Raw genomic sequence first — 22729 nt, forward strand, 5'->3', positions numbered from 1 at the left:
AGGGACCCGGCACGCGGTCTACAAGGGTTCTTGTATATCTCCGGCGCGGGCCCTCACTTCACCGGCCAGATCACCGTGCCCTGATCGTCGACGACCTTGTCGGCGTACGAGGTGTCGAAGTAGCCCACCGCGTCCTGCGGGTCGACCTGCTGGTCGGCGTACTTCCCCATCAGGCCGGCGAGCGCCCGCACGTTGTCGAGGTCGACGCTCCCCCACTTGCCTGGCACGGGGTTGTCCTCCCCGACCTTGACCTCGGTGGTCCACACGTCGGTCTCGTGCTGCTCGTCGAACTGCTGCTTGCCCTCGTAGTCCTCGACGAACCCGACGCACTCCTTCACGTGGTCGGGCTCGGCGCAGTACTGGTAGGCCTTGAACGCGGCCCGCAGGAAGTCCTCGACGACGGTGGGGTGCTCGTCGGCGAAGGACGGGGTGGTGGCGAGCGTGACGATCGAGCCGGGTACGCCGTAGTCGGCCGGCTGCCACACCTTCGGCGTGTAGCCGCTCTCCTTCAGCAGGTTCGGCTCGTTGGACGCGAAGCCGGTCAGCGCGTCGACCTGGCCGCGGGCGAGCACGGAGGGGTCGTAGCCCACCTTGACCTTCTTCACGCTGTCCCAGTCGACGCCCTCCTTGATGAGCATCGCCTGGACCGACAGCGGCACCGAGCCCTTCTCGCCCAGCGTCTTGCCGTCGAGCTGCTTCAGGTCGGTGACGTCGGTCGGCGTCATGAGGATGTCCAGCCCGGCATCGGCGTACGACGAGAGGCCGACGACCTTCGCGCCGGTCTCGTTGGCGCTGATGACGTCCTGCTCGGCGAGGCCGGTGAACTCGACCTTGCCTGCGGCGAGGAGCTTGGCGTTCTGCGGGGTGTCACCCGAGCCCGGCTGGACACCGACCTCGAGGCAGACGTCGTTGAAGTAGCCGAGCTTCTCGGCCGCGAGGACCTCCAAGATCGACGCGGACGCCTGGTAGAAGTAGCTGGTCAGGTAGGTGATCTTCCCGGCCTTCTGGTTCTGGGCGCAGCGCTCCTTCGGGACCGCCGATCCGGTCGTCCCCGCCTCGTCGGAGCCCTCGTCGGAGCCCTCGTCGCTGCCACAGGCGGCGAGGCCGGCTACGAGCAGCGAGGCGGCGGCGCCGAGGGCGACGGCGCGCAGGCGGGGACGGATGGTCATGCGTTCTCCTCGGGGGTACGGCGGGGCTCGGCGCCCGGTCGTTCGGCGGTCGGGGTCGCTCAGGCGAGGCGCTGGCTGGACTCGTGCCAGTGCAGCACCCGGCGCTGGACGACGCTGACCAGCAGCAGGAGCAGGGCACCCATGATGGCCAACACGAAGATGGCAGCCCACACCAGGCTCAGATTGTTCCTGCCTGAGGCGACCTGGATCGTCGTACCCAGCCCGTCGGCGGAGCCGGCCGCGGACAGCTCGGCGACGACCGCTCCGATGACGGAGAGCGGGAAGACGATCTGCAGGGAGGCGAAGACGTACGGCAGGGCGGTGGGGGCCCGCAGGTGGCGAAGCACCTCCCAGCGAGAGGCGTGGACCGTGCGGTAGACCTGCAGCACCGGCCCAGGCACCGACCGGAGCCCGACCGCGGTGTTGATCAGGATCGGGAAGAAGCAGATCAGCGCGGTCACCACCAGCTTCGGCACGACGCCGAACCCGAACGCCACCACCAGCGCCGGCGCGATCGCGACGAGCGGGGTGACGTTGAGGACGACCGCGACCGGCATGATCGCCCGCCGGGCCAGCGGGAGCTCGCTGACGACGACCGCGATCACGAAGGCGCAGACGAACGCGATGCCGAGACCGAGCAGTGCCTCGCGCAGGGTCACCCAGGCGTTGTGGACGAAGAACCCGGGGTCGTCGGTGAGCTGGCTGCCGACCTCGGAGAGCGGCGGCAGCAGGTAGGGCCAGCGGTGCGCGCCCATGCGCCAGAGCAGGCCGAGGACGAGGAGCATGACGACGAACGGACCCCAGTACGCCGGGTGCAGGATCCGAAGCCGGCGCAGCATCAGCCGCCGGCGTACGGTGCCGGGCGACGGGGTGGTCGTCGAGGGAGGGAGTACGCCGGCGTGCTCGGTCGCGCCCTGCTCGGCCAGACGGTCGGTCACGCGGACTCCAGCCCGTGCTCGAAGGCGTCGCGCAGCCGGTCGCGGAGGGCGATCTCGTAGTCGTGGAACGCCTCGGAGGTGATCAGCTCCTGGTCGCGGGGCCGCGGCAGGTCGATGTCGACCACGTCGACGACCCGGCCCGGCTTGGGGGCCATCACCACGACCTTGTCGGAGAGCCTGACCGCCTCGGTGATGTTGTGGGTGACGAAGACGACGGTGGCCCGCAGCTCACCCCACAGGTCGAGCAGCTGCTGCTGCAGCGCCTCGCGGGTGAACTCGTCGAGCGCGGAGAACGGCTCGTCCATGAGCAGCACCTCGGGGCGCAGCCCGAAGGCGCGCACGATCGAGACGCGCTGCCGCATGCCGCCCGAGAGCTGCGAGGGCAGCTTGTGCATCGCGTCCCCGAGGCCGGCCTTGCGGAGCAGCTCCTCGAGCTCCTGCCGGGTGGCGCCCGGTCGCGCGGCCCGGCGGTTGAGCCTGGTCGGCAGCGCGACGTTGCGCAGGACCGAGAGCCACGGCAGCAGCGCCGGGGTCTGCGGCACGAAGCCGAGCATCTTCGCCCCCGCGGCCCGCGCGGGAGTGAGCCCGCCGACCGAGATCGACCCGCCGTCGGGCTCCTCGAGTCCCGCGATCAGCCGCAGCAGCGTCGACTTCCCGCAGCCGCTGGGACCGATCACGCTCACGAACTCGCCGGCCGCGACGGAGAGGTGGACGTCGTGCAGCGCCAGCAGCCGGGAGAGGTCGGGCAGCTCGTAGACCCGGCGCGCGCCGGCGATCTCGATCGCGCACGACACCTCGTCGGGGGTGGGGGCCGACATCACTCTCCCTCTCAGGACTCGAGGCGCCTGAACGCGCGCTGGTAGTAGAGCAGCGGCTCGTGCCGCACCGGGGTGACCACCGTCGGGCGGGCCAGCAGGAGGACGTGGTCACCCAGCACGACCCGCTCCGTCACCTCACCGGCGAGCGTAACCATCGCGTCGGCGATCACCGGCGCCGCCTCCGGGCCCTTGTCGAGGCAGGCGGCCAGGGGTATGCCGCCGAACTTGTCGGCGCCCCGCGTCGCGAACCGGGTCGCGATGTCGGCCTGGTGCGCCCCGAGGAAGTTGAAGGCGACCGTGCGGGCCCGCCAGAACGCGTCGTACGACGACGCCGAGTCGGCCAGGAACACCCCGACCAGCGGAGGCTCCATCGACACGCTCGTGAAGCTCGTCGCGGTGAAGCCGTACGGCGTACCGTCCACCGTCGCGGTCACCACCACCACCGAGGAGGCGAGCGCCGCCAGCGCCTCGCGCAGCTCGGGGATGTCGGCGGAGTCGTCGAGGTCGCCGGACTGGGACACGGGGTCGGTCGCAGGGTCGGTCACACCCCCTAGTCTGCCCGTGTGCGCATCGCGACCTGGAACGTCAACTCGCTCCGCAGCCGGATCACCAGGGTCGAGGCCTTCCTCGAGCGGCAGGACGTCGACGTGCTCGCCGTCCAGGAGACCAAGGCCCGGCTCGACCAGCTACCGCTGATGGGCATCGAGTCGATGGGCTACGAGGTCGCCGCCGCAGGACTCAACCAGTGGAACGGAGTCGCGATCCTCTCCCGGGTCGGGCTCGACGACGTCGAGGTCGGCTTCTCCGGCATGCCCGGCTGGGGCGAGCCGCTGGCGCCGGAGGCTCGGGCGCTCGGCGCACTGTGTGGGACGAAGGGGGGCGGCGGGGTGCGGATCTGGTCGCTCTACGTGCCGAACGGGCGCAAGCCAGGTGACCCGCACTACGTCTACAAGCTCGACTGGCTCGCCCGGCTCCGTGAGGCGGCGCGGGCGTGGAAGGACGACGACACCGCGCTCGTCGGCGACTGGAACGTCGCGCCCTTCGACGAGGACGTCTTCGACATGGCGCAGTTCAAGAACTCCACCCACGTCACGCCCGCCGAGCGGACCGCGTTCCAGGCCTTCGTCGAGGAGGGGTACGCCGACGTCGTACGCCCCTTCGCGCCGGGTCCGGAGGTCTACACGTACTGGGACTACTACCGGCAGCGGTTCGAGCGCAATCGGGGCCTTCGGATCGACTTCGTCCTCGGCTCCCCGTCGTTCGCGAAGCGGGTCACCCACGCCTTCATCGACCGCGAGGAGCGCGCCGGCGTCGGCGCCTCAGACCACGCGCCGGTCGTCGTCGACGTGGCCGATTGACACTACAAGAAGGGTCAGATGCTGCGCGCTGACCTGCGCTGGGACGGCGGCCTGGGCGACGCGATCGTCTACCTGCTCGTGGGCTGGACCTATCAGCGTTTCCTCGCGCGGCGGAATACGTGGAAGGTCGGCGTCCTCGTCTATCGCGACTCCACATGGGGAGGTCGGTTCCGTGTGATGCACAAAGAGCTGCTCGGGGTCGAACCGGTGATCGTCCACAGCCAGCTCTCGCATCGACACTCTCCACAGGCTCTGCCCGGCGACGGGCGTCCCGCACCCCGACGCGCTTGACTTCCGGCTACCTCACGCCTGACAAGTCCGGACGGAGCCTGCAGAATGAACACCATGGCGCTGCTGATCGGCATGGTCACGTCGGTCGTTGCGACCGTCGTGTCACTCGCGACGATCTTCAAGTGGCTGATCGACGCGCGGTTCGGCTCCGTCGAGGCGCGGTTCGGTGCCGTCGACCAGCGCCTGACCTCCATCGAGGCCGACCTCCACCTCATCAAGGCCCACTTGATCGGCCAGGCGTCTTCGAGCTGACCGCGCGTGCGGACGTCCACCTCTCCTAGGGTGGTCGCCATGGTCGACGCGGCGATGTTCCAGGACCTCGAGGAGTCGTTGTGGCGCGCCGAGGTCCGCTTCGACCCCGACCTCTACGAGCCGATGCTCCACCCGGACTTCCTCGAGTTCGGCACGTCGGGGAGGGTGTGGACCCGCGAGGCGAGCGTCGCGATGGAGGGCGCACCGATCCCGGTCGAGCTGCCGCTGTCAGCGTTCGCGGTCCACGAGGTCTCCGACGACGTCGTACTCGTCACCTACCGCACCATCCGCTCCACCGACGAGGGGCGTACGGCGTCCAACCGGTCCTCGCTCTGGCAGTGGGTCGGCGACCGCTGGCTGCTCCGATTCCACCAGGGGACGCCGACGACCACCACATGAGCGCTCAGTCACACCGCTCGCGACTACGGACGAGATCAACCAGACAGCGCTCCGGATGTCGGCCCCGACCCGCGACAGGCGGACGATGGTGAGACGTGAAGCCCCTTCGCGGCAGCGTCGCCGTACTCGTCAGCTTGTTCCTCGCAGTCGCAGGCCTCGTGCTGCTCTCCCCGTCGGCAGCACAGGCGGCCAGTGCCTCGGGCTGGACCTCGTCCTCGAACGGTGTCCTGTACGACACGAGCCAGAAGCACCGCTACGGTTTCAGCGTCTCAGTGCCGGCAGCAGCTGACGACTGGGATCTCGAGGTCACGCTCGTCGCGCCCGACGGCACGGACGCCGGATCGGATTACAAGTACGGCAGCAATTCCAAGTCTGCGAGCGGCTACTTCTGGTTCTTCGGCTCCGAGATGCCGGGCCGGTACCGGGTCAAGGCTCAGCTCACGTGGTACGACTGGGACGCTTCCTCGAATTGGAAGCACCAGGTGAGCCTTCCGACGAGCTCCTTCACGATGCGCAGACCACACTCGCGCACGACGCTGACCGTGTCGGATCGGACGCCGCGCAAGGGCCAGATCGTCCGCTACACGATCACCCTCAGGGATGAGCGCCCACGCGGTTACTTCCCGACGAAGTATGAGTACGTCGTCCTGCAGCACAAGGTCGGCGGCGCGTGGGTCAACTACCGGTGGTCGAAGGACGTCACGAGCGCTCGGGGCAAGGTGACCGGTCGCGCGCGCTACGAAGGGAGGCCGGTCAAACTCCGCGCCAAGGCGGTCGCGAGCAGCTGGGTCGGCTACACGACGTCGAGCTCGAAGATCATCCGACTCCACCGCTGAATCGTCCCCATCCCGCAGGGGCCACCGACCCATCCCCCCGAAACTGTCGGTGGCCCCTGCGACATTGGGGCCATGGAGATCCTCGCCCTCGTCCTCGGCCTCCTGGTCGGCCTCGCGCTCGGTGCGCTGGTCGGCGTGCTCTGGGTGCGCGCACGCAGCGTGCGGAGCGTGGCGGCCGGGATGGTGGACCAGGCCGAGGTGATGCAGGGCCTCGACCGGCTGAGCGACCAGATGCACCACCTCGACCGCGCCCGGGCGCAGTGGCAGGGCCAGTTCGACACCCAGGTCGAGCAATTGCGGCTCGAGACCAAGGCCCTGTCGACGGCGCTGCGGCGTCCGCAGGTGCGCGGGCGCTGGGGCGAGCTCCACCTGCACCGCGCCGTCGAGCTGGCCGGGCTGGTCGACCGCTGCGACTTCACCGAGCAGGTCCAGTTCGAGGGCGGCAGCCTCCGGCCCGACCTGGTGGTCCACCTCGCCGGCGGCAAGCAGCTCGTCGTGGACGCGAAGGTCCCGCTCGATGCACACCTCGACGCCGTCGCCGCCCAGGACGACGACAGCCTCCGGGCACACCTGCAGCGCCACGCCCGCCAGCTGCGGACCCACGTCGACCAGCTCGGCTCGAAGGCCTACTGGCGGGCGCTGCCCGAGACCCCGGAGTTCGTGGTCCTCTTCGTGCCGGCGGAGTCCTTCCTGGCCGCTGCGCTGGAGGCCGACCCGACCCTGATCGAGTACGCCGCGGAGCGCCGCGTCGTGCTCGCCACCCCGACGACCCTCATCGCGCTCCTGCGCACCGTCGCTCACGGATGGTCCCACGAGGCGCTCGCCGAGCGGGCGCGGGAGATCCACCAGCTCGGCCGCGAGCTCCACCAGCGGCTGGTGACGCTCTCCGGCCATCTCGACGGCATCGGCCGCTCGCTCAACGCCGCCGTGACTCGCTACAACCAGGCGATCGGCTCCCTCGACACCCGCGTGCTCGTCTCGGCGCGGCGGTTCAGCGAGCTCGGCGTGACCGACGAGGAGCTGCCGAGCCCGCGTTCGGTGGAGCTGCGCGCGGTGGAGCGGCTCACCCCCGTCGACCCCGCGCCGGAGGCACCCGGGCGGCGCGTCGCCGCCGCGGAGGACGACGACGGCTCTACGGTGAGCCTCGAGAGACGAGGACTGTGACGGTGCCATGACCCATGCACGGACCATCTGGGAGGAGGGGCGCGAACCCGGACGCCGGGTGGTCGCCCTCGGAGTCGCGCTCGCCCTCACCGTGGCCGCGCTCGACCTCGAGCTCACCGGCCGGATGAGCCTCCTCTTCGACGTGGTCTTCGTGGCGCTCAGCGTGGGGGTCGCCCTCCTGGTCCACCCCCGCGACTTCTTCACCGTCGGAGTGCTGCCGCCACTGCTGATGGTCGGCGTCTTCCTGCTGCTCGGGCTGACCCGTCCGGACGCCATCGCCGACGCGGAGGACGGGGTCGTGCAGGCCGTCGTCAGCGGCCTCGGGCATCACAGCATCAGCCTCTTCGTCGGCTACGCCCTCTGCCTCGGCTGCCTCGCGATGCGTCGCCACGTCGTCACCGTGCGGGCAGCCGCTACCGCCGATCTCCCCCGCGACGAGGAGACGGTCTCGGCCTGAGGATCTTGACGGTCCCTCGCTCATGCCAGGAAGCCGGACACCTCGCCCGCGCCCTCGCGTACGACGACCGGCTCCGACCCCGACCAGTCGATCACCGTGGTCGGCTGCGCGGGGGTCTCCTCACCGGTGTCGATGACGATGTCGACCTGGTGGTCGAGCTCCTCCTTGACGTTCCAGCCGAAGGTCTCCGGCTCGCTCTCGCCCTTGAGGATGAGCGTCGAGGAGAGGATGGGTTCGCCGAGCTCCTCGAGGAGGGCACGGACGACCGGGTGGTCGGGGATACGTACGCCGACGGTGCGCTTCTTCGGGTGCATCAGCCGCCGCGGGACGTCGGGAGTGGCGGGGAGGATGAAGGTATACGGCCCCGGCGTGGCCGCCCGGATCGCCCGGAAGGCGCTGTTGTCGATGTGGACGAGCTGGCCGAGCTGGCTGAAGTCGTGGCACACCAGGGTGAAGTGGTGCCGCTCGTCGAGGCCGCGGATGGCGAGGATCCGGTCGCGGCCGTCGCGGTTGCCGATCCGCGAGCCGAGCGCGTAGCCGGAGTCGGTCGGGTAGGCGATCAGGGCGTCGTCGCGGAGCGCGTCGACCACCTGTCGGATCAGCCTCGGCTGGGGGTTGTCCGGGTGGACGTCGACGTAACGGGCCATCAGGAGCCGGCCGCGGCGGCCTTCAGGTCGCGGCGCAGCTCCTTGGGGAGCGCGAAGATGAGCGACTCCTCAGCGCTGCGTACGACGCGGGCGTCGGGGAACCCCTTCTCCGCCAGCGTCGCCAACACGCCGTCGACCAGCTTCTCCGGGACGCTCGCCCCCGAGGTGACGGCGACCCTCCTGACACCCTCGAGCCAGGCGTCCTGCACCTCGGAGGCGTCGTCGACGCGGTGGGCCGCGGCGGCGCCCGCCTCCCGGGCGACCTCGACCAGCCGGACGGAGTTCGAGGAGTTGCCGGAGCCGACGACGATGACGAGATCGGCGTCCTTGGAGATGTCCTTGATGGCCTGCTGGCGGTTCTGGGTGGCATAGCAGATGTCGTCGCTCGGCGGGTCGAGCAGCTCGGGGAACCGCTCCCGCAGCGCTGCGACCGTCTCGAGCGTCTCGTCCACCGACAGCGTGGTCTGCGAGAGCCACGCGACGCGGGACGGGTCGCGGACGACCACCTTGTCGACGTCGGCGGGCCCCTCCACGAGCTGGATGCGGCCGGGGGCCTCGCCCATGGTGCCTTCGACCTCCTCGTGGCCCGCGTGGCCGATGAGCAGGATGTCGTAGTCGTCGCCGGCGAACCGCTTGGCCTCGTGGTGGACCTTGGTGACCAGCGGGCAGGTGGCGTCGATCGTCTTGAGCCCGCGCTCTGCGGCAGCCGCGTGGACGGCCGGCGACACGCCGTGGGCGGAGAAGACGACGGTGGCGCCCTCCGGGACCTCGTCGAGCTCCTCGACGAAGATCGCGCCGCGCTCGCGCAGGTCGTCGACGACGTGCTTGTTGTGCACGATCTCCTTGCGCACGTAGACAGGGGCGCCGTACAGGTCCAGTGCCTGCTCGACCGTCACCACCGCCCGGTCGACACCAGCGCAGTAGCCCCGCGGCGAGGCGAGCAGGACCGACCTCTCGTCGTCGGACAGGACACGCGGCGTACCGAGGTCTGTGCTCATGGGCCCGAGTCTACGGACTGCCCATGCGCTCGGGCTTGTCGGCGGTCGTCAGTAAGGTCGCGACATGGCCCTCGAGACCTCCCCCGAGTCGCCGGCGCCGGTCCGGCAGATCGCCAACGCGGTCGCCGGCTGGATCGACCGGCTCGGCGCGGTGTGGGTCGAGGGCCAGGTGGCCCAGGTCAACCGTCGGCCGGGGATGGGCACGGTCTTCATGACGCTGCGCGACACCGTCGCCGACATCTCGGTCACCGTGACCTGCAGCCGGGTCCTCTTCGACGGGCTCAACCCGCCGCTGGTCGAGGGCGCGAGCGTGATCGTCCACGCCAAGCCGTCCTACTACGCCAACCGCGGCACCTTCTCGCTCTACGCCCGCGACATCCGGATGGTCGGGCTCGGTGAGCTGCTCGCCCGGTTGGAGCGGCGCCGACAGCTGCTCGCTGCCGAGGGCCTCTTCGCGGCCGAGCTCAAGCAGCGGCTGCCGTTCCTGCCGACCAAGGTCGGGCTCGTCACCGCGCCGAACTCCGCCGCCGAGCGCGACGTGCTCGACAACGCCCGACGCCGCTGGCCGGCGGTCCGCTTCGAGGTGGCGTACGCCGCGATGCAGGGTCAGCGCAGCGTCCCCGAGGTCGTCGAGGGGCTGCAGCGCCTCGACCGCGACGCCGAGGTCGACGTGATCGTGGTCGCCCGGGGCGGCGGCTCGGTCGAGGACCTTCTGCCGTTCTCCGACGAGCACCTCGTCAGGGCCGTCCATGCGCTCCGCACCCCGGTCGTCTCGGCGATCGGCCACGAGCCGGACATGCCGCTGCTCGACCTGGTCGCCGACGTCCGTGCCTCGACCCCGACCGACGCGGCCAAGCTGGTGGTCCCCGACGTCGCCGAGGAGCTCCGGCTCGTCGCCACCGCTCGTGACCGGATGCGCTCCGGACTCGGCTCCTGGCTCCATCGCGAGCAGACGATGCTCGACGCGCTTCGCTCCCGCCCGGCCCTGGCCGACCCGCGCTCCCTGCTCGACGCCCGGCTCGAGGAGGTGTCCGCACTGCGCGAGCGCGCCCGGCGCTGCCTCTCCCACCAGCTCGACCGGGCCGGTGACGAGGTGGGCCACCACCGCGCCCGAGCGCGGGCGTTGTCGCCGCTGCAGACCCTGCGGCGGGGATACGCCGTCGTCCAGGACGACCGGGGACACGTGATCGCCAGCGTGGCCGGGGTCGGCGCGGGCTCCGCACTCAGCGTGCGGCTCGCTGACGGCCGGATCCACGCCACCACGACCGACACCGAGACGATCGAACAGGAGCTGCCCGATGCCTGACAGCCAGGGACCGAGCGACGAGAAGCTCTCCTATGAGGAAGCCCGCGAGGAGCTCGTCGACGTGGTCCGGCGGCTCGAGGCCGGCGGCACCACGCTCGAGGAGTCCCTCGCGCTCTGGGAGCGGGGCGAGAAGCTCGCCACCATCTGCCAGGAGTGGCTCGACGGTGCCCGCAAGAAGCTCGACGCCGCCATCGCCACCGACCCGCAGGACTCCGACCGCGAGTGACCCGTCGAGTCGGGGGTTCTGCCCTGCCGAGTCGTGAGTTTCGACGCGACGCCCGGTCAAAACCCCGGACTCGACCGGTCACAACCCCGGACTCGACCGGTCACAACCCCCGACTCAACGCTTGAGCCGGTCCGTGGTCAGGAGGCCCAGGAAGGTCCGCAGGTCGTCGTCGTGGGGACCCCAGATGATGAGCGTGGAGCCGGCGAGGCGGGTGGTGTAGGCATGGTCGCCGCCGGCGTCCGACCAGGTCTGCCAGGTGTCGCCGACCGCGGTGTCCACGGTCGTGGTGCCGCCCTCGCGGACGCCGTCGTCGACGTTCTTCTCGGCGAGCTCGTGGGCGCTGCCGGGGGCGAGCTCGATGCCGACGTACTGGTTGTCGCCCCGGACGAAGTTCATCGTCCAGGTCGGGTGCTTGCCGGGGGCGAAGGACGGCTCGGTGTTGGCGTACCACCCCGACGGCAGCGACCGCGGATAGACGACCTTGATCTTCACGCCGTTCTCACCCTCGGCGCTCTGCACGGTGCGCACGGTGCCGACCCAGTCGGCGCTCTTCGGCACGCCCTCGTTGCGAAGGTCCCGGGTCGCGTCGCCGAAGGTGGTGGTGATCACCCAGTAGGCGACGACGGCGAGCACCAGCACGACCATGGAGCCGATCAGACCCCCGAAGGTCCGCGGGTAGCGGCGGGCCCCCTGCGGGGATCCGGCCTGGGCTCCCGCCTGGGTCCCCGCCTGCGGTCCCGGCTGGCTGCCCTGCTCACTCACGCCCTCCATCGTCCCATCCCGCCGGTGAGCGGACGGCGCTGACCCCGACAATGGTCCGGTGCAGCTGCCCCCACCTCTCCAGGACACCGTCGGGGTGGTGGCGCTGGCCGGGCTGCTCGTCACCGCCCACCGACATCCCCGGCCCCGCACCGAGGCCCTGCTCAGCGTGGTCGCTGCTGGCGTCGTGCTCGCGTGCGGCCTGGTCGGGCCGGACCGGGCGTGGGACGCCGTCGACCCGCTCCTGCCGGTCGTCGGCTTCCTGGTCTCGATCCTGGTCGTGGCCGAGGTGTGTGCGCGGGCGGGCCTTTTCGCCCGCGCCGCCGACGTCGTACGCCGCCACAGCGTGGGCGCGGACGGCCGCGCCAGGCCTCAGGCGCTCCTGCTCGGGGTGTTCGCGGTCGCCGTCCTGACGACGACCGTGCTCAGCCTGGACGCGACGGTCGTACTCCTGACCCCGGTCGTGCTGGTCGCCGCCCGTCGGCTCGGCACCTCGCCGCGGCCTGCGGCGTACGCCTGCCTCCGGATGGCCAACTCCGGCTCGCTCCTCCTGCCGGTCTCCAACCTCACCAACCTGCTCGCGATGCCGCATCTGCCGTACGGGTTCGGCGGCTTCGCCGCCAGGATGGCGCTGCCGCTCGGGGCGACCCTGCTGGTGGAGTACGCCGGTCTGCGACTGCTGTTCCGCCGCGACCTGTCCCCGCCGGCGACCGTCGCGGAGACCGGCGCGCTCGCGTGGGAGGGCTCGGTCGGCGTACCCCTCGCGGTGGTGGCTCTCATGCTGGTCGGCTTCGGGGCGCTCTCGCCGCTGGGCGTCGATCCGTGCTGGCCTGCCGGGGCAGCGGCGGTGGTGCTGCTGGCCTGGTCACGGCACCGGCGGCTGCTGGGCGGGCGCGACGCGGCCCGCGCGGCGCACCCCAGCTTCGTGCTGTTCGTGCTCGCGCTGGGCGTGGTCGTCGCGGGCCTCGCCGACGGGTTCCTCGGCGACGTCGCCACGCACCTGCTGCCCGACGGCGCCACCTTCGTGGACCTGCTGCTGATCGCGGTCATCGCCACCCTGGCCGCGGCACTGCTGACGAACCTATCGGCCACGCTGCTGCTCGTCCCGCTCCTGGCGCCGGCGGGCGGGCCCGAGGTCCTCGCCGCCCTGCTCGGCCTCGGGATCGGCGCCGGACTCACCTGGACGGGCAGCCTGGCCAACCTGCTGTGGCGGCGCACGCTGGTCCGGCAGGGGATCAGACCCGACCAGGCCCTCTTCCACCGCGTCTCGCTGCTCCTCACCCCCGTGTCACTGGTCGCTGCGACCGCCGTGCTCGCGGCCGTCACCTGAGCCGCAAGTGCGGTCAAGCGACGGCATATCGTCACGCAGATTCGGAAGGTGCGGCGACATGAGTCCGCAGATGCGGCATGATGCCCGATCATGAGCACCTACCGGATCGCCGAGGCGGCCGACCTGCTCGGCGTCAGCGACGACACCCTCCGCCGCTGGGTTGACGCGGGTCGCCTGGAGACGGTGACAGAGGGCGGCAGGACCGTCGTCCCTGGGCCGGCGCTGGCAGACCTCGCGGTCGAGCTCGCCGACGCCCCCGATCCCCATCGGGCCCGGTCGGTCAGTGCGAGGAACCGCCTCCTCGGCCTGGTCACGAAGGTCACCAAGGACACCGTGATGGCGCAGGTCGAGCTGATCTGCGGGCCGTACCGGATCGTGTCGCTCATGAGCACCGAGGCCGCCGACGACCTGGGCCTGGAGCCCGGCGTCACGGCGGTCGCCTCGATCAAGTCAACCAACGTCGTCGTGGAGCGCCCCTAGATGAAGACACCTCGCACCCTGTTCGCGGCCGTCGCTGCCGCCCTTCTCGTCCCGCTCGCTGCCTGCGGCAGCAGCGACGACAGCGGCGGCGGTGACTCCCAGACGCTCACCGTCTTCGCCGCCGCCTCCCTCACCGACACCTTCACCGAGATCGGCAAGCAGTTCGAGGCCGCGCACGACGGCGTGACCGTCAAGTTCAGCTTCGGCGGCTCCTCCGACCTGGTCTCCCAGATCCAGAGCGGCGCCCCGGCCGACGTGTTCGCCTCGGCCGACACCGACAACATGGACAAGCTGACGTCCGACGGCACCGCGACCGACCCGCAGAACTTCGCCTCCAACGTCCTCGAGATCGCGACGCCGCCGGGCAACCCGGCCGGCATCAAGAGCTTCGCCGACCTCGGCAAGAGCGGCGTGAAGGTCGTCGTCTGCGCCGCCGAGGTGCCGTGCGGGTCCGCGACCCAGCAGATGGAGCAGAAGACCGGCGTTACGATCAAGCCGGTCAGCGAGGAGCAGTCGGTGACCGACGTACTCGGCAAGGTCGAGTCCGGCGAGGCCGACGCGGGCGTGGTCTACGTGACCGACGTGACCTCGGCCGGCGACAAGGTCACCGGCGTGACGTTCCCCGAGTCCTCCCAGGTGGTCAACACCTACCCGATCGCCACCCTGAAGGACGCGAGCGACAGCGACCTCGCCGACGAGTTCGTCGACTACGTCGTCGGCAGCAAGGGCCAGAAGGTGCTCCAGGATGCCGGGTTCGGCAAGCCCTGACGTCGGTTCGCCGCGGCGGCAGGCCCGGGCGCGTGCGTCCGGGCCTGCCGCCGCGGCGGCTCCCGCCTCGCTGGGACTCCCCCGCTGGCTCTGGCTGCCGGCGCTCGTGGGGGCCGCCTTCGTGCTCCTCCCCCTGGTCGCGGTCGTCACCCGCGTCGAGTGGAGCCACTTCGGCTCGCTCATCACCTCCGAGTCGGCGGTCGACGCGCTGTTGCTCAGCCTGCGCACCGCGGCCGCGAGCACCGTTCTGTGCATCGTGCTCGGCGTACCCATGGCCACCGTCCTCGCCCGCACCAGCTTTCCCGGCCAGTCGGTCGTACGCTCGCTCGTCCTGCTCCCCCTCGTCCTGCCGCCGGTGGTCAGCGGCCTCGCCCTGCTCTACACGTTCGGCCGGCGCGGGCTGCTCGGCCACACCCTCGACGTCCTCGGCATCGAGATCGCCTTCACCACGACGGCGGTCGTCATGGCGCAGACGTTCGTCGCGCTGCCGTTCCTGGTGATCAGCCTGGAGGGGGCGCTGCGCACCGCCGGCCAGCGGTACGACGTCGTGGCGGCCACCCTCGGCGCCCGCCCGACCACGGTCTTCCGCCGGGTGACCCTCCCCCTCGTCCTCCCGGGCGTCGTCTCGGGCGCCGTCCTCGCCTTCGCCCGCTGCCTCGGCGAGTTCGGCGCGACGATCACCTTCGCCGGCAGCCTGCAGGGCACCACAGCGACGATGCCGATCCAGATCTACCTGCAGCGCGTCACCGACCCTGACGCCGCCGTCGCCCTCGCGCTCGTGCTCGTCGTGGTCGCCGTCGTCGTCATCGGCCTCGCCCGGCAGAGCCGGAGCTCGGTGTGAGCGAAGGACTCCACGTCCGTGCCGTCGTGCGCCAGCGGGACGTCGACCTCGAGCTCGACGTCGCAGCCGGTGAGACGGTCGCCGTGCTCGGCCCCAACGGGGCCGGGAAGTCGACGCTGCTCGCGGTCCTGGCGGGGCTGCTCCGGCCCGACGAGGGGACGGTCACGCTCGGCGGACGGGCCCTCGACGGCGTACCTCCACACGCCCGCGGCGTCGCCCTCCTCGCGCAGGACCCGCTCCTCTTCCCGCACCTGACCGCGCTGGAGAACGTCGCGTTCGCCCCCCGCGCCCACGGCGTACGACGCCAGCCGGCCCGCGAAGCGGCCCGACGGCACCTCGCTGCGGTGGGTGTCGCGGAGCTCGCCCGCCGGAAGCCGGCGCAGCTGTCGGGCGGCCAGGCCCAGCGGGTCGCGATCGCGCGGGCCCTCGCCGCCGAGCCGGAGCTGCTGCTGCTCGACGAGCCGATGGCCGCGCTCGACGTCGCCGTGACGCCCGCGCTGCGGCACACGCTGCGGACCGTCCTGGAGGACCGGACCGCGATCATCGTGACCCACGACGTCCTGGACGCGCTGCTGCTGGCCGACCGGGTGGTCGTCATCGAGCAGGGCCGGATCGTGGAGGACGGGCCGACCCAGAGCGTGCTCAGCACGCCGCGCTCGGCCTTCGCCGCTCGCCTGGCCGGGCTCGACCTGGTCCCCGGCACGTGGGACGGCGAGGTGCTCGTCGCCGAGGGCGGCATCCACGTCGCCGGGCTCGCCGAGGAGGAGCTCGACCCCGGCGAGCGGGTGGCCGCGCTCTTCCGGCCCTCGGCGGTGAGCATCTTCGCCGAGCCGCCCGGTGGCAGCCCGCGAAACCACTTCGACGTCGTCGTGACCGACCTCGAGCCACTGGGCGACCGGGTGCGCGTCCGGGCGCGCCAGGAGTCGCCCGCCGGCGTACCGCTCGCCGCCGACGTCACCCCGGCGGCCGTCGCGGAGCTGGGCCTGACCGCCGGCCTCGGGGTGACGTTCGCGGTCAAGGCGACCGAGGTCTCGGTCTACCGGATCTCTGGAACGATCAAGCGACCTACGCCACGGAAGCCGACCGCCCTCGACCGATAGAGTCGGGCCATGAGCGATCAGCACCTGCCGGAGCCCCTCGGTGTCGCGCCCACGGCGCCCGACCGCAACCTGGCCCTCGAGCTGGTCCGCGTGACGGAGGCCGCCGCGATGGCCGCCGCCCGCTGGGTCGGCCGCGGCGACAAGAACGGCGCCGACGGCGTCGCCGTCGAGGCGATGCGGGTCATGATCTCCACCGTCGCGATGAACGGCACCGTCGTCATCGGCGAGGGCGAGAAGGACAACGCCCCCATGCTCTACAACGGCGAGCAGGTGGGCGACGGCACCGGCCCGGAGTGCGACGTCGCCGTCGACCCGATCGACGGCACCACGCTGACCGCCAAGGGGATGAGCAACGCGGTCTCGGTGATGGCGGTCGCGCCGCGCGGGTCGATGTACGACCCGAGCGCCGTCTTCTACATGGAGAAGCTCGTCACCGGCCCGGAGGCCGCCGACGTGGTCGACATCCGGCTCCCGGTCGCCGAGAACATCAGTGCCGTCGCCAAGGCGAAGGGCACCAAGCCCTCCGACGTGACGGTCATCGTGCTGGACCGCCCCCGCCACGCCCAGCTCGTCGACGACATCCGCGCCGCGGGCGCGCGCATCCGCTTCATCACCGACGGGGACGTGGCCGGCGCCATCTCCGCCGCCCGGGCCGGCAGCGGCGCCGACCTGCTGCTCGGCATCGGCGGTACGCCGGAGGGCATCGTCGCCGCGTGCGCCATGAAGGCGCTCGGCGGCACCATCCAGGGCCGGCTGTGGCCGAAGGACGACGAGGAGCGCCAGAAGGCCCTCGACGCCGGCCACAACCTCGACCCCGACTTCGTGCTCCACACCGACGACCTTGTCACCGGCGACGACTGCTTCTTCGTCGCCACCGGCATCACCGACGGCGACCTGATGCGGGGCGTGCAGTTCCGCCCCGGCGGCGCCGTCGTCACCGAGTCGCTCGTGATGCGGTCGCGGTCCGGGACGATCCGCAAGATCACCAGCGAGCACCAGCTCCACAAGCTCCAGGCGTACTCCTCCATCGACTTCGACGGCTGAGGTGCCGATGGCCGACCCGACCCTCGACCCCGCCGCCGACGTCGCCGAGTCCGCCGAGCTGCTCGCCCCTGTGGGCCGGGGCATCGAGCTCTGCTACCAGACGTACGGCGACCCCTCGGCCGACCCGCTCCTCCTGGTGATGGGCCTCGGGGGGCCGATGACCTGGTGGGACCCGGAGCTGTGCCGCCTGCTGGCTCGGGCGGGGTTCTACGTCATCCGGTTCGACAACCGCGACATCGGCAAGTCCACGAAGCTGGACGGCCGGGTGACCTTCCCGAAGCTCGCCAAGGCCTTCGTGGGGCTCTCCGTCACGCCGCCGTACACCCTCGCCGACATGGCCGACGACGCCGTCGGCCTCCTCGACCACCTCGAGATCAAGGCGGCCCACCTGTTCGGAATCTCGATGGGCGGCATGATCGTCCAGACGATGGCCATCAACCACCCGGACCGGGTGCTGTCGATGACCTCGATGATGTCGACGACCGGCAAGCGGACCGTCGGCTTCCAGCACCCCTCGCTCCTCCCGACGCTGCTGGCAGGCAAGGTCGGCCGGCAGGCGTACGTCGAGGGCTCGGTGCGGGTCTGGCAGCTGATCGGCTCCCCCGGCTTCCCGCAGACCGAGGCCGAGGTCCGCAAGCGCGCCGAGGACACCTACGAGCGCGGGGTCTCCGCGGCGGGAGTCGCGCGGCAGATGCTCGCGATCGTCACCCAGCCCGACCGCACCGCCGACCTGCGCCGGCTCGACCTGCCGGTCACGGTCATCCACGGTCTGGCGGACAAGATGGTCCACGTCTCCGGCGGTCGGGCAACCTCGATGGCCGTCCCCGGCGCCGAGCTGCTGCTCATCGACGGCATGGGCCACGACCTACCGCAGGAGCTCTGGCCGACGTACGTCCGGGCGATCAGGGGCACCGCCGACCGGGCGGCCGGAGCCTAGGCCAACCGCTGCTGGAGCAGCCAGGACAGCACCGTCATCGCGTCGGCGGAGGTCCAGCCGTCCGTCTTGTGCTCGTTGTGGTGCCCCTCGGCGCTCATGAACGCCCGGATCCGCTTCGGCACGTCGTCGTCGCCGGCCAGCGACGGGATCCCGTCGAGGATGAACCGCTCGCGCTGGCGGGTGTCGAGGAAGAAGACCTCGTCGGAGTGGGCGACGTCGTACGTCAGCTTCTTCCCCGTCCGCCAGTTGCGCACGACCCCGTCGTCCTCGGGGGTCTTCTTCCAGAAAACGCCGAGGTACTTCCACAGCGCATGGACGTCGGCCGGTCGGCCTGTCAGCAGCCGCCACTGGGGCAGCCCGGTGCCGGCGTACTGCCTCCGGTAGGCGGCGAGCTGCGCCGGTTTGTCGCGCTGGGGGTCGACGGTGATGGTGAGGAAGACGACGTCCCTCGTGGCCGACGGCGACGCGGCCTCGAGTGCGCGTGCCGTCTGCAGCAGCGTGGCGGTGTCAACCGGGCACGCCTCCTGGCACAGCGTCATGGAGTCGGAGATCACGACGGTCTTCCCGGCGAGGTCGGACAGTCGCACCCGATGGCCGGTGGAGTCGGTGAACGGGAGGTCGAGGATGCGCTGCGGAACGGCCGAGTCCATCGGCGTGCCCACGCCGGCCTTCGGCGGCGGCACGGACGAGCCGGCGCTGCTGCCGCAGCCGGCGAGGACGCCGCCGGAGAGGCCGAGGGCGAGCAGGAACAGGAGGGTCTGGCGTCGACGCAGTGACACGTCGATCGACGCTAGCCCCCGACTCTGAGAGCCCCCTGGGAGAGCGCACGACGTCGGACCCGGCCCGGGTTCTCCGGACCCACCACTGCGGGGTTACCGTGACGCCATGCACGACCACGGCATGCCCATGTCCGACCTCCCCCCGCTGGGCTGGTCGGAGTTCTTCGGGACGTGGAGCGTGCAGCCGGGTTGGCTGGTCGCCGTCGTCCTGCTCGGCAGCCTGTACGTCGCCGGCCGCGCCATGGCCGGACCGGCCTCGACGGTCCCCCGCTGGCGGACGGCGTCCTTCCTCGGCGGCCTGGCATTGCTGTGGGTCGTGGTGGCCTCGGCGATCGGCGGCTACGCGATGTCGCTGGCGTGGATGCACATGGTCCTGCACCTCGCGCTCATCATGGTCGTCCCGACGCTCCTCGTTCTCGGGCACCCGCTGACCGTGCTCGTCGAGGCGTTCCGCGAGCCGCGGCAGACGACGGTGCGCAAGGTGCTCAGGTCCGCGCCGTTCGCGCTCCTCCTCAGCCCGGCGCTCGGGATCGCCGTCTACACCGTGGTCATCATCGGGACCCACCTCACCGACTTCATGGACCAGATGGCGATGAGCCAGACGCTGATGACCGGCGAGCAGGTCGTCTACGTCGTCGCCGGCTGGCTCTTCCTGCTGCCCCTGATCGGCGAGGAGCCGATCCGCTCCGACCTGCCCTACCTGTCCCGGATCGCCCTGCTGGTCGTCGGCATGGTCCCCGACACGATCGTCGGGATCGTCATGCTGCAGACCGAGCACGACCTCTTCCCGATGTACACCTCCATGCGTCCCGAGTGGGCGCTGGACCCGGTCCGCGACATCCAGACCGCCGGCGGCCTGATGTGGGCCGGCGGCGACGGCGGCATGATGTTCATCGCCGTCGGGCTGGTCATCGCCGTGGTCACCTCCCCGGCCCGGCGGGCCCGGATGACGGGCGGCTTCCTGGAGTCAGTACGCCGCCAGACGCTGGTCGCACACGTCTCGGACTCGGGCGCCGAGGCCCCGCACGCGGCCGAGGGGCAGGACCTCGACCCCGACGGCGACGAGGCGCTCGCGGCGTACAACCGCATGCTCGCCGAGCTCAGCAAGCACGAGAGATGACGGCGGCCGGCTGCAGGTTTCCCCGGTCGACCGGGGAAACCTGCACCGCGCTCACTCGCTGAGCCGCAGCCCCGACGTGGTGTCGAAGACGTGCACGTCGCCGGGGTCGGTGGTGACGTGGATCGTCTCGCCCTTGTGGACCGAGTCCTTCGCCGAGACCCGCACGATGATGGTCGAGGGGGTGCCTTCGACGTCGCTGGTGCCGTAGACGTAGGAGTCGGAGCCGAGCTCCTCGACGACCGTGACCTTGATCGGCAGGCCGCCCTCGGACGGGCCCACGAGGCGCCAGGCCTCGGGGCGTACGCCGATGGTGATGTCGCCCGCCATCTTCTTCTCGGCCGTCGGGTCGACGGGGACGAGGTAGTCGCCGATCTTCGCCTGACCGTCGGCGGCCTTGGCCTCGATGAGGTTCATCTGCGGGGAGCCGATGAAGCCGGCGACGAAGAGGTTGACCGGCCGGCGGTAGAGCTCGAGCGGCGTCGCGACCTGCTGCAGCTCGCCGGCGCTCATGACGGCCACCCGGTCGCCCATGGTCATCGCCTCGACCTGGTCGTGGGTGACGTAGACCGTGGTGATGCCGAGGTCGGACTGGAGCTTGGCGATGTCGGTGCGGGTCTGCACACGCATCTTGGCGTCGAGGTTGGACAGCGGCTCGTCCATGCAGAAGACCTGCGGCTCGCGCACGATCGCGCGGCCCATGGCCACGCGCTGGCGCTGACCACCCGAGAGGGCCTTGGGCTTGCGGTCGAGGTAGTCGGTCAGCCCGAGGAGCTTGGCCGCGTCCTGGACGCGACGGTCGCGCTCGGCCTTGTCCACCTTGGCCATCTTGAGGGAGAACGCCATGTTCTCGGAGACGCTCATGTGCGGGTAGAGCGCGTAGTTCTGGAAGACCATCGCGATGTCGCGGTCCTTCGGCGGGACGTTGGTGACGTCGCGGTCGCCGATCAGGATGCGGCCCTCGGTCACCTCCTCCAGCCCGGCGAGCATGCGCAGGGTGGTGGACTTGCCGCAGCCGGAGGGGCCGACGAGCACCATGAACTCGCCGTCCTCGATCTCCAGGTCGATGCCCTTGACGGCCGGCTCGGGCGTGCCCGGGTACCAGCGCGTCGCCTTCTCGAAGGTCACTGATGCCATGTTGAGTTTGCTCCTCTTCACCGGCAGGTACGTGCCGGACGATCCGTCGTGAAGATGCACCACACGGCCGTGTGGTGGCGCTCACTGTACGCCACGGCCCCGCGGGCGGCACCCCAGGTGGGACCAGATCTCCCCTTGCCAACCCGCTCGTCCCCCTGTGACGGTTGTGGACAAAGTGACCCCCATGGGCTACACCGGTGATGGAGATCACCGGAGATCGACGAAAGGCGGCCGCGCATGACGCGAGCGCGACGAGGGAGGGCGGTCGCCGCTGTCGGTGCCGCGGTGCTGGCCGGTACGACGCTGGCCGCCTGCGGCTCCTCCGACGGCCGGGCAACCCTGAACGTCTACATCAACCCCGACGCCCAGGCCACGATGGCGAAGCTGGCCGACCAGTGCAGCACCGACAAGTACAAGCTGGAGATCCAGCTGCTGCCCTCGAGCGCGAGCGACCAGCGCACCCAGCTGGCGCGCAGGCTCGCCGCACGCGACTCCTCCACCGACCTGATGAGCATCGACCCGGTCTTCGTCGCGGAGTTCGCCAGCGCCGGCTGGCTGGCGACGCTGCCCGAGGAGTACGCCAGCAAGGCCGTCGACGACGACGTCCTGAAGGGGCCGGCCGAGTCGGCACAGTGGGACGGCAAGGTGGTCGCCTTCCCGCAGTGGGCCAACACGCAGGTGACGTGGTACCGCAAGTCGCTGGCCGAGAAGGCGGGCCTGACCTACGACGACGCGACCCAGACCCTGATGAAGGACGGCTCGCCCGCCACCTGGGACGACATCATCAAGGCCGCGGCCGACAACGGCGGCACCGTGGGCGTCCAGGCCAACAAGTACGAGGGCTACGTCGTCTGGATCAACGCCCTCGTCATGGGAGCCGGCGGCGACATCGTGTCCGACACCGAGGCCGGGACCGACGCGAAGGTCGACATCGACTCCGATGCCGGCAAGGCGGCGGCCCAGGTGGTCCAGACGCTGGCCGACTCCAAGGCCGCGCAGCCGGACCTGTCGGTGTCCAACGAGGGCACCAGCCTCGGCCAGATGTACCCCTCCGGCGGCGCCGGCGAGTTCATGGTCAACTGGACGTTCGTCTACAAGAACTACGAGGGCCTGATCGGCCAGCCCGGCGGCCCCGCCAACAAGGCGGCGTTCCAGGACCTCGGATGGGCCCGCTACCCGGCGACCGTGTCCGGTGAGGAGTCCAAGCCCCCGATCGGCGGCATCGACATCGGCGTCGGCGCCTACAGCAAGCACAAGGACTACGCGATGGCGGCGGCCCAGTGCCTGACCAACACCGACGCGGAGGTGGCGATGGCGACCGAGGCCGGGCTGATGCCCGCGCGGACCTCGGCGTACAACTCCCCCGAGCTGAAGAAGGCCTTCCCGGCCTCGCTGCTGGAGCTCTTCCAGAACAGCGTCGACACCGGCGGGCTGCGGCCGCAGAGCGCCTACTACAGCAAGATCTCCAGCGCGATCCAGAGCCGCTGGCATCCACCGAGCTCGGTCAGCGAGAGCTCGACGCCCGGCAACTCCGCATCGTTCCTGAAGGACGTGCTCGAGGGGAAGGCCCTGCTGTGA

Annotated in this window: 27 protein-coding genes; 18 read left to right on the top strand and 9 right to left on the bottom strand. The window is 71.0% G+C overall.

Annotated elements, in window-relative coordinates; translation table 11 throughout:
- Nucleotides 1-53: 53 nt before the first annotated feature.
- Genes ABLE53_RS04330 through ABLE53_RS04345 form a run of 4 tightly spaced genes read right to left on the bottom strand, consistent with a single transcriptional unit; the run spans nucleotide 54 to nucleotide 3470 of the window.
- Complete coding sequence (locus tag ABLE53_RS04330) at nucleotides 54-1169, bottom strand: ABC transporter substrate-binding protein (RefSeq protein WP_348857442.1); 1116 nt, start codon at nucleotides 1167-1169, stop codon at nucleotides 54-56.
- A gap of 59 nt (nucleotides 1170-1228) precedes the next feature.
- Nucleotides 1229-2107 (bottom strand): ABC transporter permease, encoded by an 879-nt coding sequence (locus ABLE53_RS04335; protein ID WP_348857443.1) that lies wholly within the window; start codon nucleotides 2105-2107, stop codon nucleotides 1229-1231.
- Complete coding sequence (locus tag ABLE53_RS04340) at nucleotides 2104-2925, bottom strand: ABC transporter ATP-binding protein (protein WP_348857444.1); 822 nt, start codon at nucleotides 2923-2925, stop codon at nucleotides 2104-2106. Before ABLE53_RS04340 ends, ABLE53_RS04335 begins: the two co-directional genes overlap by 4 nt.
- Nucleotides 2926-2936: 11 nt before the next feature.
- Nucleotides 2937-3470 carry a flavin reductase family protein gene (locus ABLE53_RS04345; RefSeq protein ID WP_348857445.1) on the bottom strand — a complete coding sequence of 178 codons (534 nt, stop codon included), beginning with the start codon at nucleotides 3468-3470 and terminating at the stop codon, nucleotides 2937-2939.
- Between the two features lie 18 nt (nucleotides 3471-3488).
- Here ABLE53_RS04345 and ABLE53_RS04350 point away from each other — a divergent pair, with 18 nt between their 5' ends.
- The 7 genes from ABLE53_RS04350 (at nucleotide 3489) to ABLE53_RS04380 (ending at nucleotide 7682) form a co-directional block, all read left to right on the top strand.
- Entirely contained in the window at nucleotides 3489-4283 is a 795-nt protein-coding gene (locus ABLE53_RS04350) for an exodeoxyribonuclease III (RefSeq protein WP_348857446.1), read from the top strand.
- A gap of 18 nt (nucleotides 4284-4301) precedes the next feature.
- Nucleotides 4302-4574, top strand: a complete 273-nt coding sequence (locus tag ABLE53_RS04355) for a hypothetical protein (protein WP_348857447.1) — start codon at nucleotides 4302-4304, stop codon at nucleotides 4572-4574.
- Between the two features lie 54 nt (nucleotides 4575-4628).
- Nucleotides 4629-4826: a hypothetical protein gene (locus ABLE53_RS04360; RefSeq protein WP_348857448.1), complete on the top strand. Its 198-nt coding sequence runs from the start codon at nucleotides 4629-4631 to the stop codon at nucleotides 4824-4826.
- 39 nt (nucleotides 4827-4865) lie between these two features.
- Nucleotides 4866-5225, top strand: coding sequence for a nuclear transport factor 2 family protein (locus tag ABLE53_RS04365; RefSeq protein WP_348857449.1), 360 nt, complete (start codon nucleotides 4866-4868; stop codon nucleotides 5223-5225).
- A gap of 95 nt (nucleotides 5226-5320) precedes the next feature.
- Nucleotides 5321-6061: a hypothetical protein gene (locus tag ABLE53_RS04370; protein WP_348857450.1), complete on the top strand. Its 741-nt coding sequence runs from the start codon at nucleotides 5321-5323 to the stop codon at nucleotides 6059-6061.
- Between the two features lie 72 nt (nucleotides 6062-6133).
- Nucleotides 6134-7225: a DNA recombination protein RmuC gene (locus tag ABLE53_RS04375; RefSeq protein ID WP_348857451.1), complete on the top strand. Its 1092-nt coding sequence runs from the start codon at nucleotides 6134-6136 to the stop codon at nucleotides 7223-7225.
- Between the two features lie 7 nt (nucleotides 7226-7232).
- Nucleotides 7233-7682, top strand: coding sequence for a DUF6542 domain-containing protein (locus ABLE53_RS04380; protein WP_348857452.1), 450 nt, complete (start codon nucleotides 7233-7235; stop codon nucleotides 7680-7682).
- Between the two features lie 20 nt (nucleotides 7683-7702).
- Here the strand turns inward: ABLE53_RS04380 and ABLE53_RS04385 are convergent, their stop codons facing one another.
- Together ABLE53_RS04385 and ABLE53_RS04390 are read right to left on the bottom strand one after the other, a co-directional pair.
- The gene (locus ABLE53_RS04385) at nucleotides 7703-8329 is read right to left on the bottom strand and encodes an L-threonylcarbamoyladenylate synthase (protein WP_348857453.1); all 627 of its coding nucleotides are present in this window, start codon (nucleotides 8327-8329) and stop codon (nucleotides 7703-7705) included.
- Entirely contained in the window at nucleotides 8329-9327 is a 999-nt protein-coding gene (locus tag ABLE53_RS04390) for a 4-hydroxy-3-methylbut-2-enyl diphosphate reductase (RefSeq protein ID WP_348857454.1), read from the bottom strand. Before ABLE53_RS04390 ends, ABLE53_RS04385 begins: the two co-directional genes overlap by 1 nt.
- A gap of 64 nt (nucleotides 9328-9391) precedes the next feature.
- On the opposite strand from ABLE53_RS04390, the gene xseA reads away from it, so the two are divergent.
- Nucleotides 9392-10633 (top strand): exodeoxyribonuclease VII large subunit, encoded by a 1242-nt coding sequence (xseA, locus tag ABLE53_RS04395; protein ID WP_348857456.1) that lies wholly within the window; start codon nucleotides 9392-9394, stop codon nucleotides 10631-10633.
- Nucleotides 10626-10859, top strand: coding sequence for an exodeoxyribonuclease VII small subunit (locus ABLE53_RS04400; protein WP_348857457.1), 234 nt, complete (start codon nucleotides 10626-10628; stop codon nucleotides 10857-10859). Before xseA ends, ABLE53_RS04400 begins: the two co-directional genes overlap by 8 nt.
- Nucleotides 10860-10973: 114 nt before the next feature.
- Here ABLE53_RS04400 and ABLE53_RS04405 read toward each other — a convergent pair whose 3' ends face one another.
- Nucleotides 10974-11621: a DUF4245 family protein gene (locus tag ABLE53_RS04405; RefSeq protein ID WP_348857458.1), complete on the bottom strand. Its 648-nt coding sequence runs from the start codon at nucleotides 11619-11621 to the stop codon at nucleotides 10974-10976.
- 58 nt (nucleotides 11622-11679) lie between these two features.
- Between ABLE53_RS04405 and ABLE53_RS04410 the strand changes: the two genes are divergently transcribed.
- The 7 genes from ABLE53_RS04410 to ABLE53_RS04440 all read left to right on the top strand — a co-directional run bounded on the left by ABLE53_RS04410 (nucleotide 11680) and on the right by ABLE53_RS04440 (nucleotide 18118).
- Nucleotides 11680-12948, top strand: coding sequence for an SLC13 family permease (locus ABLE53_RS04410; RefSeq protein ID WP_348857459.1), 1269 nt, complete (start codon nucleotides 11680-11682; stop codon nucleotides 12946-12948).
- Nucleotides 12949-13038: 90 nt separating this feature from the next.
- Nucleotides 13039-13428 carry a TOBE domain-containing protein gene (locus ABLE53_RS04415; RefSeq protein WP_348857460.1) on the top strand — a complete coding sequence of 130 codons (390 nt, stop codon included), beginning with the start codon at nucleotides 13039-13041 and terminating at the stop codon, nucleotides 13426-13428.
- Nucleotides 13429-14196 (top strand): molybdate ABC transporter substrate-binding protein, encoded by a 768-nt coding sequence (gene modA, locus ABLE53_RS04420; protein WP_348857461.1) that lies wholly within the window; start codon nucleotides 13429-13431, stop codon nucleotides 14194-14196.
- Nucleotides 14174-15037, top strand: a complete 864-nt coding sequence (locus ABLE53_RS04425; protein ID WP_348857462.1) for an ABC transporter permease — start codon at nucleotides 14174-14176, stop codon at nucleotides 15035-15037. Before modA ends, ABLE53_RS04425 begins: the two co-directional genes overlap by 23 nt.
- Complete coding sequence (locus ABLE53_RS04430) at nucleotides 15034-16137, top strand: sulfate/molybdate ABC transporter ATP-binding protein (protein WP_348857463.1); 1104 nt, start codon at nucleotides 15034-15036, stop codon at nucleotides 16135-16137. The genes ABLE53_RS04425 and ABLE53_RS04430 overlap by 4 nt, the downstream gene beginning before the upstream one ends.
- Before the next feature lie 9 nt (nucleotides 16138-16146).
- Complete coding sequence (gene glpX / locus ABLE53_RS04435; RefSeq protein WP_348857464.1) at nucleotides 16147-17181, top strand: class II fructose-bisphosphatase; 1035 nt, start codon at nucleotides 16147-16149, stop codon at nucleotides 17179-17181.
- Between the two features lie 7 nt (nucleotides 17182-17188).
- On the top strand, nucleotides 17189-18118 hold the full coding sequence (locus tag ABLE53_RS04440; RefSeq protein ID WP_348857466.1) for an alpha/beta fold hydrolase: 930 nt from the start codon (nucleotides 17189-17191) through the stop codon (nucleotides 18116-18118).
- On the opposite strand, the gene ABLE53_RS04445 is transcribed toward ABLE53_RS04440, so the two are convergent.
- On the bottom strand, nucleotides 18115-18897 hold the full coding sequence (locus ABLE53_RS04445; RefSeq protein ID WP_348857468.1) for an SCO family protein: 783 nt from the start codon (nucleotides 18895-18897) through the stop codon (nucleotides 18115-18117). The two genes, ABLE53_RS04440 and ABLE53_RS04445, sit on opposite strands and share 4 nt — an antisense overlap.
- 106 nt (nucleotides 18898-19003) lie before the next feature.
- Between ABLE53_RS04445 and ABLE53_RS04450 the strand changes: the two genes are divergently transcribed.
- Nucleotides 19004-20017 carry a cytochrome c oxidase assembly protein gene (locus ABLE53_RS04450; RefSeq protein ID WP_348857469.1) on the top strand — a complete coding sequence of 338 codons (1014 nt, stop codon included), beginning with the start codon at nucleotides 19004-19006 and terminating at the stop codon, nucleotides 20015-20017.
- Between the two features lie 51 nt (nucleotides 20018-20068).
- Here the strand turns inward: ABLE53_RS04450 and ABLE53_RS04455 are convergent, their stop codons facing one another.
- On the bottom strand, nucleotides 20069-21151 hold the full coding sequence (locus ABLE53_RS04455) for an ABC transporter ATP-binding protein (protein ID WP_348857470.1): 1083 nt from the start codon (nucleotides 21149-21151) through the stop codon (nucleotides 20069-20071).
- Nucleotides 21152-21388: 237 nt separating this feature from the next.
- Between ABLE53_RS04455 and ABLE53_RS04460 the strand changes: the two genes are divergently transcribed.
- Nucleotides 21389-22729: an extracellular solute-binding protein gene (locus tag ABLE53_RS04460; RefSeq protein WP_348857471.1), complete on the top strand. Its 1341-nt coding sequence runs from the start codon at nucleotides 21389-21391 to the stop codon at nucleotides 22727-22729.

This window comes from Nocardioides asiaticus, assembly GCF_040049175.1.
GTDB classification, from domain to species: domain Bacteria; phylum Actinomycetota; class Actinomycetes; order Propionibacteriales; family Nocardioidaceae; genus Nocardioides; species Nocardioides cheoyonin.

Bases quoted from the DNA above. Each gene is read 5' to 3' on its own strand.
- ABLE53_RS04380 (WP_348857452.1), top strand. From the start codon at position 7,233: ATGACCCATGCACGGACCATCTGGGAGGAGGGGCGCGAACCCGGACGC.
- ABLE53_RS04375 (WP_348857451.1), top strand. From the start codon at position 6,134: ATGGAGATCCTCGCCCTCGTCCTCGGCCTCCTGGTCGGCCTCGCGCTC.
- ABLE53_RS04450 (WP_348857469.1), top strand. From the start codon at position 19,004: ATGCACGACCACGGCATGCCCATGTCCGACCTCCCCCCGCTGGGCTGG.
- ABLE53_RS04390 (WP_348857454.1), bottom strand. From the start codon at position 9,327: ATGAGCACAGACCTCGGTACGCCGCGTGTCCTGTCCGACGACGAGAGG.
- ABLE53_RS04330 (WP_348857442.1), bottom strand. From the start codon at position 1,169: ATGACCATCCGTCCCCGCCTGCGCGCCGTCGCCCTCGGCGCCGCCGCC.
- ABLE53_RS04360 (WP_348857448.1), top strand. From the start codon at position 4,629: ATGGCGCTGCTGATCGGCATGGTCACGTCGGTCGTTGCGACCGTCGTG.
- ABLE53_RS04425 (WP_348857462.1), top strand. From the start codon at position 14,174: ATGCCGGGTTCGGCAAGCCCTGACGTCGGTTCGCCGCGGCGGCAGGCC.
- ABLE53_RS04365 (WP_348857449.1), top strand. From the start codon at position 4,866: ATGGTCGACGCGGCGATGTTCCAGGACCTCGAGGAGTCGTTGTGGCGC.
- ABLE53_RS04340 (WP_348857444.1), bottom strand. From the start codon at position 2,925: ATGTCGGCCCCCACCCCCGACGAGGTGTCGTGCGCGATCGAGATCGCC.
- ABLE53_RS04385 (WP_348857453.1), bottom strand. From the start codon at position 8,329: ATGGCCCGTTACGTCGACGTCCACCCGGACAACCCCCAGCCGAGGCTG.
- modA (WP_348857461.1), top strand. From the start codon at position 13,429: ATGAAGACACCTCGCACCCTGTTCGCGGCCGTCGCTGCCGCCCTTCTC.
- glpX (WP_348857464.1), top strand. From the start codon at position 16,147: ATGAGCGATCAGCACCTGCCGGAGCCCCTCGGTGTCGCGCCCACGGCG.
- ABLE53_RS04415 (WP_348857460.1), top strand. From the start codon at position 13,039: ATGAGCACCTACCGGATCGCCGAGGCGGCCGACCTGCTCGGCGTCAGC.
- ABLE53_RS04440 (WP_348857466.1), top strand. From the start codon at position 17,189: ATGGCCGACCCGACCCTCGACCCCGCCGCCGACGTCGCCGAGTCCGCC.
- ABLE53_RS04455 (WP_348857470.1), bottom strand. From the start codon at position 21,151: ATGGCATCAGTGACCTTCGAGAAGGCGACGCGCTGGTACCCGGGCACG.
- ABLE53_RS04355 (WP_348857447.1), top strand. From the start codon at position 4,302: ATGCTGCGCGCTGACCTGCGCTGGGACGGCGGCCTGGGCGACGCGATC.
- ABLE53_RS04400 (WP_348857457.1), top strand. From the start codon at position 10,626: ATGCCTGACAGCCAGGGACCGAGCGACGAGAAGCTCTCCTATGAGGAA.
- xseA (WP_348857456.1), top strand. From the start codon at position 9,392: ATGGCCCTCGAGACCTCCCCCGAGTCGCCGGCGCCGGTCCGGCAGATC.
- ABLE53_RS04460 (WP_348857471.1), top strand. From the start codon at position 21,389: ATGACGCGAGCGCGACGAGGGAGGGCGGTCGCCGCTGTCGGTGCCGCG.